Consider the following 13325-nt stretch of genomic DNA (forward strand, 5'->3'; position numbering starts at 1 on the left):
CGGTCGCTATGGCTCAATCAGTCATTGGAGCTATGATTTACTGCCAGAAACTCTTGTTGCCTAGAATATGAAGTTTTGTGTTTAGATTCAACACTTCTGCCCCAAATTATGATCTTCTGTTGTTTCGTAGTTCCCTTGAGGTGCGCGATCGACTGCGGCGTTCTGGCTGGCAGTTCGATCGCCAATTTCAAACCAGCACCATCTATCCCTATCTATCTCCCCTGGACAAACAGGCTCAACTTTGGCTGGATTCGGCGCAGCGCAATTCCCTGCTTCCTTGAACGGGCCTTCGATTGACCCAATCTCGATTGGGCGCAGTCAAACTCGATCAGTCTCAATGAATCTCGATCCATTCCGACTCATCCAGACAAGTCGAAATTCATTGGGATTGATCCGACCCAGCCGCGTCAGGTTAAGGGGGAATTTACCGGATTCGGTCTGTGTCGCCTGTCTAGTTAGTTATCAGGAATTTTGAAGGATAATTAGACTCAAGGGGGTGAATTAGTGCTAGAACAAATTTAGGTTGTTGCAGGAATCTTCCATGCGATCGACCATCGTCTAGCTCGTAATGGAGAAAGCACCAAGTTTGTTCTTCGTCTTTGCCGATTCGGATCACCCTCGAATTTAATTGCTTCGTAATGTATAAAAAAGCTCTTTGTTATCACGGAAATAACAGTTAAATGGAAATTAATAGGCATTTTGGCAAAATCATCAGTGAGAATTGATACAACTCCTTCGTTCTAAATTTGCAGCACCCCTGAGCCGTTCCAGTCAGCAGCAGCGGATCCAGTAAAAAATCGATGAAAAAGCTTGAACCCCCAATGACAGCGATCGGGTCATTTTCTTAAAGATAGTAAGGCACTGATAGTTGCATAATCTTTCAAGGAATTAAACCTCCCAGGAATTAGTAGTCATGAAGCCTATTCTTAGCTTGCTATTGTTTCAAGCCTCAGATGAGGATGTTTTATCGATTATTCGAGAACTTTATCATCATCACTTTAATTTGAGTTGGAAGTGGGTTAAAAACACCAAGCAATTACAAATCGCCCTGGCAAAACAGTCATGGGATTTAATTATCTCTAATCATCAAGATGCTGGATTAAGTGCTTTTGATGTTCTCAAAATTCTACAATCATCCAAACGTGATATACCGCTGATTGTTATTTCAGAGGTGGTCGAGGATAGTCTAGCCGTTGACCTCATGCAGGCGGGCGCGGTGGACTGTTTTGTTAAGGGCAATACCACCCGCCTCCCGGAAGTGATCCGTCGCGAAATTCGTGAGGCCCAAATTCGCAGAGAACAGCGCTTAGGGGCATCCCAATTAGAAGCAGTTCAAGAGCGGTTGCAATTGGCGATCGAAAGTTCTGGGTTGGGATTGTGGGATTGGTTTATCGATCGCGGCGAGGTCACCCTCAACGAACGTTGGGCTGACATGATTGGCTATACCCTCGAAGAACTAGCCCCCATTCAATTAGGAACCTGGCAAAAATACACCCATCCTGAAGATTGGCCGAAAGTAGTTTCGGCGCTGGATAGCCATTTTCAAAACCAAACCAGCGCCTATGAATGTGAATTGCGAATGCGCCATCGATCGGGGCACTGGGTTTGGGTGCTGGCAAGGGGCAAAGTTGTTGAGCGCGACGCAACGGGCCGCCCTCTGCGGATCACAGGGACGCATTTAGATATCACGGAGCGCAAAGAATCTGAATCTTTACTCAGTAAACGGGAGCGCTACCTAACTGCAATTGTTGAGATCCAAAAGCAACTTTTATCCAACCATACGGATCAGAATATCTATCAAACAATTTTGGAAATTCTGGGGCCCATTGCCGGAGCTGATCGGATCTATGTGTTTGAAAAGCATCAGGATCGGTTTGGGAATTCTCTCATTAGCCAACATGGGGAATGGTGTCGCCCTGGCATTCAATCTCAGCTTAGCAATCCCCAATTTCAGAATTTGCGTTGCCATCCTGAATCAAACCATTACCTTTCTCGGCTAACTCAAGGGCAGTTAATTAACAGCTTGGTTTCCGATGTTTCAATGTCGGAATTTCAGGCTTTAATTGCACCAGAGGTGGCGGCAGTTTTGATGCTGCCCTTGATGGTAGATGGTCAATTTTTTGGGTTTATTGGGTTCGATCGCGTCACTCCAGACCTGTGGGATGCGATCGAAATTAATCCCCTCAGTTCCGTTGCAGCTGCGATCGCCCTGTTCAAGGAACGAGAACTGGCAGTGCGGGCCTTGGCGCGCTTAAACCAAGAGCTAGAGGAGCGGGTGGAGCAGCGAACCGCCGCTTTGCAAGACAGCGAAGCGCGGTTACAAGCAATTATTGATTTTGCCCCCGCTATTATTTATGTCAAAGATCTTCAGGGTCGCCACACTTTGGTTAATCGATCATTTTTGAAGTTTTTTGGCTGCACTAAGCGCGAGATCTTAGGCAATACTAACCAAGACCTATTTGAGCCAGAATTAGCAAAAGTTCTGGATGAAAATGATAATGAGGTCTATCGGCTCGGTCGTTTTCAGCAATATGAAGAAGAGATGGAAATCAATGGCAGAGCCTACACATTTTTGTCTAATAAATTTCTGTTGCTCGATCGAGACTGGCAGCCCTACGGCCTCTGTGGCATTTCAGTAAACATCACATCCCGTAAAGAAGCTGAGAAAGCCATTCAGCGACAACTGGCAATGATGGAAGCTGCCATTGATGGCATTGCCCTCATTGAAAATGGTCAGTTGACCTATGCAAACCAAGCCCATGCCAATTTGCTTGGGTTTGATCAGGTTGAAGAACTCATCGGTCAACCTTGGCAACAGTTCTATGACCCCCTGGAAACTGAACGATTTGAGCAGCATATTTTGCCCCAGCTCCAGCGCGATCGCTCCTGGCAAGGAGAGGCGATCGCCCGGCGCAAAGATGGCAGCACATTCTATGAAGGGCTGTCCCTCACATTGTCCGAAGATGGCACTTTAATTTGCGTCTGTCGGGATATTAGTCATCAAAAACACACAGAGGCACAACTAACGAGTCTTTCTAATCGTTTAGCCTTGGCGTTGCAATCGGCAGCGATCGGGACATGGGAATGGAACTTTCAAGATGAAGTTCAATGGGATTCGCGCATTTGTGAAATTTATGGCTGGCACAACCCCGATCGCGATCCCACTTACCAAGATTGGCTGAACTGCTTACATCCAGAAGATGCCATGGCGATGGAAGCCTTCAGGGAATCCATCATGAATCATCAAGGGGAATTAAACCTGGAGCTGCGCATTAACCGCCCCAACGGGGAACAACGGTTTGTGCAATGTTTTGCGATCATTGAGCACGACACCAACCATCAACCTCTGCGCATGGTTGGGGTTAACTATGACATTACTGAGCATAAACAAGCAGAACATGAAAATCAGTCGCTGAAGGAACGATTGGAATTTGTTCTTTCGTCCAACCCAGCAATTATTTACACTTGTCAGCTAGGCGAAAATTATCGATTTACCTTCGTCAGCCGCAACATTGAATCAATTTTGGGCTATCCCAAAGAAGAATTTTTGCAGAATCATGCCTTTTGGCTAGAGCATATTCACCCAGAAGACTTAGCCTATGTCCTTGACAGCCTGCATAATTTAAACGACCTGAAATATCATGTTCGCGAATATCGGTTTTTGAAGAGCAATGGCAGTTATTGTTGGCTGCATGACGAGTTTCGGGTGGTTTACGATACACAAGGTAAACCCCTAGAACTGGTGGGTTACTTTGCCGATATCAGCGATCGCAAGGATACTGAAGAAGCCCTCAAGCAAACCAATGCGCAATTGGAACGGGCCACCAGGCTCAAGGATGAGTTTTTGGCCAGCATGAGCCATGAGCTAAGAACGCCTCTCAATGCCATTTTGGGCATGTCGGAAAGTTTGCAGGAGGATATTTTTGGGCCAATTACGCCAGAACAAACGAAGGCCGTTGCCACCATTGAAAAAAGTGGGCGGCACTTGCTGGAGCTGATTAACGACATTCTGGATTTGTCGAAAATTGAAGCCAATCGCCTGGAATTAGATTTGGATTTGGTTTCGGTTTGGGATCTGTGCGAAAACAGCTTGGCTTTTGTGAAGCAGTTAGCTTCGCAGAAAAAAATTGCCCTGAAAGCCTCGATCGCTGAAAATCTGCGGGATTTGTCGATCCAAGTGGATGGGCGACGGATGCGGCAGGTTTTAATCAACTTGTTGAGCAATGCGGTTAAATTCACGCCGGATTCTGGGACCGTTGAGCTGGTGGTGATGATGGAAGAAGCACCGCAAAAACCACCCTATGAACCGCTCGATCGAGAACCGATCTCAACATCTATTTCAGCGCCGATCGAAGATTCAGGTTCCCAAGATTCAGGTTCCCAAGCGTCAAGCTCCCAAAGTTCCTATTCAGATTTTCGACCGGCCCAAATTTGCTTCACTGTTCGCGACACAGGCATTGGCATCGCGCCAGAAAACCTATCAAAACTGTTCCAATCTTTCGTACAAATTGACAGCCGCCTCAGCCGCCAATATGCAGGCACAGGCCTAGGCTTGGCCCTGGTGAAGCGCATCACTGAATTGCATGGCGGTCGGGTCAGCGTCAGAAGCGAAGTGGGCCAGGGCAGTTGTTTTCAGGTGTATTTGCCCTGTTGGTCAAAGGGGCCAACGCGATCGCCCAGTGCTTCTGAAATAGCCCCGGGACTCCATAGCTCACTGCCTGCTTGCAACGGAACCCAATTGATTGACTTGCAAGCGATTGAAACCGGTCAGCCATTAATTTTGTTGGCGGAAGATAACGAAGCCAACATCATGACCATTTCCAGCTATCTAAAGGCACAAAACTATCAGATTCTATCGGCCCAAAATGGCCGAGAAGCTATCGAAATGGTGCGATCGCACCAACCCGCTTTGGTGTTAATGGATATCCAAATGCCAGAAATGGACGGGCTGACGGCCATTGCCCAAATTCGCCAAGATCCCGACTTTCAATCCTTGCCGATCATTGCCTTGACGGCCCTCGCCATGGCAGGCGACCAGGAACGGTGCTTGCAAGCGGGAGCCACCGCCTACTTGAACAAACCCGTTAAGCTCAAGCAATTGGCGAATATGATCCAGGAGCTATTGAAGCAATAACCCAAAAATCTGGAGTTAAAGATCTGAAGCTAAAAATCTGGAATTAAAAATCTGGAATCAAGCCCCTAGAGCAACACCAAGGGACTATGGCAAAGGCTTAGTCACCAATACTTCAGCAGATATTGAAAAAGCCCAAAAAAGAAAAGCCCAAAAAAAGCCCAAAACTAAATTTGGGTATGTTTCACGTTATCAAACCGGGCTGCATATCCTAATCTAGAACTGAATGAAACCTTGAATAGGCTTGCTACATCACCAACCATGACCCGCGACCCCCTATCTTGGACTGATTTAGCAGCGCTGACCCAATGGCAACCGAACTTAGTCCATGGGCCCACCAATTCCCAAGCAAAATTGCGACTCTTTGGGCAGCCAGACGCTGAACCCCGCGTCACGCTCTATCGCGATCACCACGCTTGGTGTCCCTATTGCCAAAAAGTTTGGCTTTGGCTAGAGGAAAAGCAAATTCCTTACCGCATCGAAAAGGTCACGATGTTTTGCTATGGCCAAAAGGAGCAATGGTATAAGCAAAAAGTGCCCTCGGGCATGTTGCCAGCCCTGGAACTAGATGGGTATTTGATCACGGAAAGTGATGATATTTTGCTGGCTTTGGAGCAGGCATTTGGGCCATTGGTCTATGGCATGGAGTCGGCGCTGGTGTTGCCTTTGCGCCGTTTGGAACGGTTGCTGTTTCGGGCTTGGTGTTCCTGGCTTTGCTATCCAACCTTGTCTGAGCAGCAGGAGGCTCGAAACCGGCGGCAATTTCTGGAGGTGGTGACCTCCGTTGAGGCGGCCTTGGCGGCAACTCCTGGGCCTTATTTCTTAGATCAATTCAGTACGGCAGATGTGATTTTCACGCCCTATGTGGAGCGGATGAATGCCAGCTTGTTTTACTACAAAGGCTATTCATTACGGGACGAAAATCCCCGTTTGAAAGATTGGTTTGCGGCGATGGAAACTCGATCGACCTATCGCGGAACCCAAAGCGATTTTCATACCCATGCCCATGATTTGCCGCCACAAATGGGCGGCTGTTGGGAAAACCAAGATCCACAAACTGCGATCAATCAAACCAAGGTGGATCATGGCCCTTGGTTGGGCTTGCCGGACGCAACCTATGAGGAGCCAGACACAGCCCGATCGGAGGCGCTGTTTCGGGTTTTGAAGCATCGGGCGAACTTAATTCGGGTGAATCCCAGTCACGATGAGTTGGTGGATCAGGCGTTGCGCTGTGCCCTGACGCGGATGATGACGGGTGAGGTTTGTGTGCCGCCGTCGGGGTCGGATGTGGCGTTGCGATATCTGCGCGATCGAATCAGCGTGCCTCGGGATATGTCGATTTATGCGGCGAAATATCTGCGTGCAGCCCTGGAGGCGACGGCGGCCTTGGCGGGCGATCGCCAGGGGCCACCGATTCCCACCAAGCACCGCCGCGATCAGGATCCAGCGAATTTCTTGCGCTGAGGATGAATCCAAGACGGTTGGGAATGGCTTAGTTGGCACACGATCGCGCCCCATACAGCCACAGCACCACCTGATCCAGCGCGGCCCGCAAGTCACGGGTGGGGGTGTTGGCGTGGTCAATCATCAAACTGAAGGCCACGGGCCCCCACTCAGGATGATTCAGATAGCCAGACAGGGCCGCCACACCGGTCAGCGTACCGGTTTTGGCGCGTAACTGGCCCGCTAGGGGAGTATCCCGAAAGCGGTTGGCCAACGTGCCGGTTTCCCCCGCGATCGGCAGGGAATTTTCGTAAATCTGGGCATGGGGCGATCGAGCCATGATCGTCAGCAGTTGCACGATCGCCTCGGGGCTAACCAGGTTTTGGCGCGACAGGCCCGCACCGTCCACCAGCCGATAGGCCGTTGGATCCAAACCCAAATCAGTCAAGACGGTTGTGAGCCGATCCATGGGGCGATCGGAATCCAACCAACGCAACAGGGCCTCCGCCCCCAAGTTATCGCTGGCTTGGTTCACCTGGCTAATCACCGCCGCCAGATTGGCGGATGCCAGTTCCGCCGTGGGCTGTCCCAAGGGCCCGGGCGGATTCCGCAGATTCACGATCGGGACAACGGGCGGATTCCGAAACCGATCGTCGGCCGGGGCAGGCAGGGGGGCCACTTCCAAGGGCGATCGCTGCCAATTCACGGTCGGCGGTGGCGGCGGGGCCACCAACGGGTGCGATCGCACCTGGCGAAAAAATTGCTCCGACAGGCGATCGGCAATCAACCAAGCGAATTTTTGGCCCGGTCGGGGATGGGCCACTTCCGCTTGGGCCGATGTGCCCATGGGCAGCCCCCCAGTGAACAGAATCAATCCCGTTTGTCGATCGCGTTGCAATTGCCAGGTGGGTTCCGCGTCGGCCGGCAAAGCCTGAAATTCCCGAGGCTGAAACCAATTCAACAACCCTTCTACTGGCTCTTGGGTTTGCACTTCCAAACTCGGCGCACCGTCCAAAAACTGAGGGCGAAAGGTCAAGGAAACGGCGTTGCGATCGACCATGGCCCGGTTCACCACGGGAGCGTAACCATAGGTCAAATCATCCCATTCCCAACTGGGCGGAGTTTCTGAGCGATCGAACACCACCACATCCAGCGCCTCCGTGGGCGGGTGCAAGGTCGCCAGGAGATCGGCCCAAGCCTGGAGCTGTTGGTGGGTGATGGTGGGGTCACCACCGGGCACAATCCACCAAGCGGGCCGGGGTTGGGTGGCGCTTTTGGGTCGCCAATAGGCCCGCGTGGGCGATCGAAACTCGGGGCCCAACGCCGCCAGGGCCGCCGCCGTGGAAAACAACTTGGCATTGGAGGCCGGCACAAAAAATTGTTGAGCTTGCCCCTGAATCAAGGTTTGGGGATTGGCAGGATCCAAGGTGCGGGCCAGGAATCCCCAGTGCGATCGGGCCCAGCGGGGATCCTGTTGCCATTGGGCGATCGCGGCGGGCAAATCCGCCAAGCAACGGGGTTGGGCTGGCTCCGTGGCCCCGGCAACTCCAGCCCCCAACAGCCCGATCGCCCCGATCGCCGCCAACCCTTGAGCAGCCCAGCGTCCCTTGATTCGATCGCCCATGACGATGTTTATTGACAAGATTGATTGGTAATGTTCGCTTGAAAACGCTTGTTAACCATCCATTAGACTGCAATTCGCTCATCGGGCTTCGGTTTCAACTCAGCTCTCACTCAATTCTTAGCCAAGTCCCAATCCAGATCCAATCCAGATCCAATCCAGATTCAATTCAGATCTAAGTTGCAGCTATGACAGATTGCTCCCGCCGCCGCCCCCTACAATAGGAGGCAGTCGAGCTTCTGAACCGCCTGCCCAGTGCTAGGCGATCGATCTGCCCAGTCTCATTGGTAGCCATTCTGCCAGGGCGATCGACCCAATCGCGCCGCCCGTTTTCACTGCCCCATCCAACTGATCGCCGTTTTCGATTTTTCCTAATTTATGGAGTTTCAGCTCACCGAACGCCAAGAGCGCATTTTGTTCGCCACCATCCGTCACTACATCTCCACGGCCGAGCCGGTGGGGTCAAAGGTGCTGGTGGAAGAATATCAACTGGATGCGAGTCCGGCGACGGTGCGAAATGCCATGGGGGCCTTGGAAAAGGCCGGCTTGCTCTACCAACCCCACACGTCAGCCGGGCGCGTCCCATCGGACTCGGGCTATCGGGTCTATGTCGATCGTTGCGCTGTCCCGTCCGATCGCACAGCCCAAAAGGTGAATCAACTCCTGAGCGATCGCCTGGATGCTTCGTCGCCCCACTTGGAAGTGTTGCTGAAGGGAGCGGCCCAGTTGTTGGCTCGCCTCAGCGGTTGCATCGCGGCGATCGCCTTGCCCCAAACCCGCACGGTTCAAGTGCGCCATGTGCGACTGCTGCCCATGGAGGTCGATCGGGTGATGGTGTTGGTGGTGACGGATGATTACCAAAGCCATTCCGCGATCGTACCCTTACCGAACACCGAAGAGGCTCCCCTACCGGATCCCGAAACCCTGGAGCGGGAGTTGGTGATTCTGTCGAACTTTTTGGATGCTCGTCTGCGGGATCACTCCTTCTTGGCCGTGGCCCATTTGGATTGGGATGAGCTGGGCCGGGAGTTCGATCGCCGGGGCCAAGCTCTGCGGGAAGCCTTGATTCATTTGGCGCGCCGGGCCCAAACCCCGATCGCCACCCGAATTTTGATTAGCGGCGTGTCGGAGGTGTTGCGTCAACCGGAGTTTTCGGAGCTGCAACAGGTGCAAACCCTGATTCATCTGCTGGAGGCGGAACAGGATCAACTGTGGTCGCTGATTTTTGATGAGCCAGAAGATGAGCGCCGGGTGCGCATCCGCATTGGCATGGAAAACCCCTGGGAACCCATTCAGGGCTACACGCTCATTTCTTCCCTTTACGGCAACGGCCTTTCGCCCCTTGGCAGTGTGGGCATTTTGGGCCCGACCCGGCTGGACTACGATCGGGCGATCGCCGCCGTGGGGGCCACCGCCGACTATCTATCCGAGGTGATGGGCGCGTCAGGATCGGAACTGCTAGCAGGTCGCTACCACCCGGCGATCGGCAACCCCGATAGCTCTGGTTAATTGCCCCCAAACCATGGGCATCAGCCCTTGAGACGCGAAATGGGCGTGGTTGCCAGACCCGATCGACCGGGGCGCTTCCGGGTGCAATGAACGGCCCCGCCCGTGGCAAGATAGGGGCGATCGATTCGCAGGAGCAGCGACCATCTTGGAAGTGACGTTTTTGGGCACGAGTTCTGGCGTACCGACCCGATCGCGCAACGTTTCCAGTTTGGTGTTGCGGTTGCCTCAGCGGGCCGAAGCTTGGTTATTTGACTGCGGCGAAGGCACGCAACATCAGCTTTTACGCAGTGAAGTGCGATCGAGCCAAATCACCCGCATTTTCATCACCCACATGCATGGAGATCATATCTTTGGGTTGATGGGATTGTTGGCCAGTTCTGGCTTGGCGGGGCAACCTCACCCGATCGATCTCTACGGGCCGGCCGATTTATCGGGGTATTTAAAAGCCTGTCAGCGCTATTCCCAAACCCGGTTTTCTTTTCCCATCAAAGTCCACACCGTGGAACCGGGCAAAATCTTTGAAGATGACGAATTCACGGTGCATTGCCAACTGCTGGAGCACCGGGTTCCGGCCTATGGTTACGCGGTCACGGAAAAAGATCGCCCCGGCCGATTTGATATTGAAAAAGCTCGGGCCCTGGAAATTCCCGCCGGCCCGGTTTATGGCCGCCTGAAGCGCGGCGAAACCGTCACCCTGCCCGACGGCCGCACAATTGACGGCCAAACCCTCTGTGCGCCGCCGGAACCAGGACGCAAATGGGTTTATTGCACGGACACAGTGTTTTGTGAGCGATCGATCGAGCTGGCCCAGGATGCCGATGTGCTGATCCACGAGGCCACCTTTGCCCACGCGGATTCACAATTGGCCTTTGAGCGGCTCCATTCCACCACCACCATGGCCGCCCAAGTGGCCTTGGCGGCGCAGGTCAAAACCCTGATCATCACGCACTTCAGCCCCCGCTACGCCCCGGGCAACGCGATCGACTTTCACGATTTGCTGAACGAGGCCCGAATGATTTTTCCCAACACGGAAATGGCTAAGGACTTTTGGAGCTATGAAGTGCCCCGCCGCCGGGCGATCGACCTGGCCTCGGTTTAGGCCAATCAACCCGGGGCCAATCAACCTAAAGCCCATTGATACCGATTCACAACATCGATGAACGTCGATCGATGCTGACCAGTGCCGACCAGTGCCAATCAACCGATCGATGGGCGATGTCTCAGATCGATCGAGTCTGTACGCCATGACCCGCCGAATTGCGAGTCGCACGGTATAGTTACCCCAATCCGTTTTTCGCGCAACCATGTACGACAAGATTACGCCCCCCACCGTCGGTGAAAAAATTCGCTTTGAAAACGGTCAACCGATCGTCCCCGACAACCCGATCGTTCCCTTCATTCGCGGCGATGGCACGGGCATTGACCTTTGGCCCGCCAGCCAGCGCGTGCTTGATGCGGCGATCGAACAAGCCTACGGTGGTCAGCGCAAAATCTCCTGGTTCAAGGTCTATGCGGGCGACGAAGCCTGTGAAGTCTACGGAACCTATCAATATCTCCCCGAAGACACCCTCACGGCCATTCGGGAATATGGCATGGCGATTAAAGGCCCCCTCACGACTCCCGTTGGCGGCGGCATTCGATCGCTCAACGTGGCCCTGCGGCAAATTTTTGATCTCTACGCCTGTGTTCGTCCCTGTAAGTATTACAACGGCACGCCTTCTCCCCACAAAAGCCCCGAAAAACTGGACGTGATTATCTATCGGGAAAACACCGAAGATATTTACCTGGGCATTGAGTGGAAACAGGGCACTCCTGGCTGCGATCAATTGATTGACTTTCTGAACAATCAACTGATTCCCGAAACCCCGGAACTGAAAAATAAACAGATTCGATTAGATTCCGGCATCAGCATCAAACCCATCAGCATCACCGGTTCCCAGCGCCTAGTCCGTCGAGCAATTCAAAACGCCCTGCGGTTGCCCAAAAATAAACAGGCCGTGACCTTGGTTCACAAGGGCAACATCATGAAATACACCGAAGGAGCCTTCCGGGATTGGGGCTATGCGGTGGCAACCGGTGAATTTCGTGCCGAATGCGTGACTGAGCGGGAGTCGTGGATTCTGAGCAATCAAGAGAATAATCCTGACCTGTCGATCGAGGACAACGCCAAGCTGATTGACCCCGGCTATGACAGCTACCCCGCCGAAAAGCGGGAAGCCATTTGCCAAGAGGTGCGCGAGGTTCTGGAAGCCATTTGGGACAGCCACGGCAACGGCCAATGGAAGGAAAAAGTGATGGTCAACGATCGGATCGCTGACAACATTTTCCAACAGATTCAAATTCGCCCCGATGAATATTCAATTCTGGCGACCATGAACCTGAATGGCGATTATTTGTCCGATGCGGCCGCCGCGATCGCAGGCGGTTTGGGCATGGCTCCGGGGGCTAACATTGGTGACAACGCGGCCATTTTTGAAGCCACCCACGGCACTGCGCCCAAGTATGCCGGATTGGATCAAGTGAATCCGGGATCGGTGATTTTGTCTGGCGTAATGATGTTGGAATTCATGGGCTGGCAAGAGGCGGCTGATCTGATTAAGACCGGTTTGGCCAAGTCGATCGAACAGCGAGAAGTGACCTACGATCTGGCTCGACAGATGGAGCCGCCTGTGAATCCGCCGCTGAAGTGCTCGGAATTTGCCAGCGCCATCATCAAAAACTTCGGCTAGGGCTTCATGGGCCAAGGGGCGAATCCGTTCCCAAAACAGTGGGTTCATCACCTGCTGTGCTGCGGAAGGACTGACCTTGGCCCCGCCTCGATCGGTTTCCGATCAATTTCCCTAATCAATTGCTGGTCAATCATGGCTATGCCGGGCTGACCAATCCTGATCTCAATTTCCAATTCATCAATACTAATCAGCATGAAACCCGGAACATCAAAGCGACTGGCTTTGATGGCAATTTTTAAGGGCGATTATTTAATGCTGATTGATGGTATAAACCATGACTTCATAGCCCAAATGGAATGAATTCCAAAGCGGCTTGCTGTTTAAAATTGTTTTGAAATTGGCCGAAGCGTCTACAAAAGACACTGTTAAGTTCTGGTTTATACAATTAGTCGCCTGTTTTTAAAAGTCGGGTTATGGTGATAAAGAATCCCTTCGTAGGGTTTTCTTCTCGGCCAATCTCGATCAAATTCAATTAATCGCAGTTTGCTGCGGTCTTTCGCCCCTTTTGAACAGAAGCGTGATTTGGAACGAATGCTAATGGATACCGTGACTGTGCAAGATTTGGCAGCCTATTTACGCGAACCGACCGGTCTGGTGCAACTGGTAGATGTGCGGGAACCTCAAGAATTGGCCTTGTCGCAACTCCCTGGATTTATTAATTTGCCCCTGAGTGAATACGAACAATGGAGCACCATGATCGAATCAATCCTGAACTTTAATCAGGAAACCTGGGTGATCTGTCACCACGGGTTGCGATCGGCTCAAATGTGTCAGTGGCTGGAAGGGAAGGGGTATCAAATCGTGAAAAACATCACAGGCGGCATTCATGCCTATGCCCTAGAGATCGATCGCTCAGTGCCCCTTTACTAGGTTTTCCTTGGAGCTACTGAGG

The 13325-nt window shown here is 52.4% G+C and carries 8 protein-coding genes; 7 read left to right on the plus strand and 1 reads right to left on the minus strand.

Annotated features, from left to right (window positions below):
- Positions 1 to 119: 119 nt before the first annotated feature.
- The 3 genes from AMR42_RS20580 to AMR42_RS13955 all read left to right on the plus strand — a co-directional run bounded on the left by AMR42_RS20580 (position 120) and on the right by AMR42_RS13955 (position 6595).
- Positions 120 to 281, plus strand: a complete 162-nt coding sequence (locus AMR42_RS20580) for a hypothetical protein (protein ID WP_158234485.1) — start codon at positions 120 to 122, stop codon at positions 279 to 281.
- An 890-nt stretch (positions 282 to 1171) separates the two neighbouring features.
- Complete coding sequence (locus AMR42_RS13950; protein ID WP_158234486.1) at positions 1172 to 5134, plus strand: PAS domain-containing protein; 3963 nt, start codon at positions 1172 to 1174, stop codon at positions 5132 to 5134.
- A 258-nt stretch (positions 5135 to 5392) separates the two neighbouring features.
- Entirely contained in the window at positions 5393 to 6595 is a 1203-nt protein-coding gene (locus AMR42_RS13955; protein ID WP_099534278.1) for a glutathione S-transferase family protein, read from the plus strand.
- 28 nt (positions 6596 to 6623) lie between these two features.
- Here the strand turns inward: AMR42_RS13955 and dacB are convergent, their stop codons facing one another.
- Complete coding sequence (gene dacB, locus AMR42_RS13960; protein WP_099534279.1) at positions 6624 to 8198, minus strand: D-alanyl-D-alanine carboxypeptidase/D-alanyl-D-alanine-endopeptidase; 1575 nt, start codon at positions 8196 to 8198, stop codon at positions 6624 to 6626.
- Positions 8199 to 8573: 375 nt separating this feature from the next.
- Between dacB and hrcA the strand changes: the two genes are divergently transcribed.
- From hrcA to AMR42_RS13980, 4 genes are all read left to right on the plus strand, one after another.
- The gene (gene hrcA, locus AMR42_RS13965) at positions 8574 to 9704 is read left to right on the plus strand and encodes a heat-inducible transcriptional repressor HrcA (RefSeq protein ID WP_099534280.1); all 1131 of its coding nucleotides are present in this window, start codon (positions 8574 to 8576) and stop codon (positions 9702 to 9704) included.
- Between the two features lie 145 nt (positions 9705 to 9849).
- Positions 9850 to 10803 carry a ribonuclease Z gene (locus AMR42_RS13970; protein ID WP_099534281.1) on the plus strand — a complete coding sequence of 318 codons (954 nt, stop codon included), beginning with the start codon at positions 9850 to 9852 and terminating at the stop codon, positions 10801 to 10803.
- Between the two features lie 205 nt (positions 10804 to 11008).
- Positions 11009 to 12433, plus strand: coding sequence for an NADP-dependent isocitrate dehydrogenase (locus AMR42_RS13975; RefSeq protein WP_099534282.1), 1425 nt, complete (start codon positions 11009 to 11011; stop codon positions 12431 to 12433).
- A gap of 537 nt (positions 12434 to 12970) precedes the next feature.
- On the plus strand, positions 12971 to 13303 hold the full coding sequence (locus tag AMR42_RS13980; protein ID WP_099534306.1) for a rhodanese-like domain-containing protein: 333 nt from the start codon (positions 12971 to 12973) through the stop codon (positions 13301 to 13303).
- The last annotated feature ends 22 nt before the right edge of the window (positions 13304 to 13325 follow it).

Origin of the sequence: Limnothrix sp. PR1529, from assembly GCF_002742025.1 — a bacterium.
Lineage (GTDB): Bacteria > Cyanobacteriota > Cyanobacteriia > CACIAM-69d > CACIAM-69d > CACIAM-69d.

Coding starts and splice junctions, on each gene's coding strand:
- AMR42_RS13980 (WP_099534306.1), top strand. CDS start 12,971: ATGGATACCGTGACTGTGCAAGATTTGGCAGCCTATTTACGCGAACCG.
- AMR42_RS13975 (WP_099534282.1), top strand. CDS start 11,009: ATGTACGACAAGATTACGCCCCCCACCGTCGGTGAAAAAATTCGCTTT.
- hrcA (WP_099534280.1), top strand. CDS start 8,574: ATGGAGTTTCAGCTCACCGAACGCCAAGAGCGCATTTTGTTCGCCACC.
- dacB (WP_099534279.1), bottom strand. CDS start 8,198: ATGGGCGATCGAATCAAGGGACGCTGGGCTGCTCAAGGGTTGGCGGCG.
- AMR42_RS13955 (WP_099534278.1), top strand. CDS start 5,393: ATGACCCGCGACCCCCTATCTTGGACTGATTTAGCAGCGCTGACCCAA.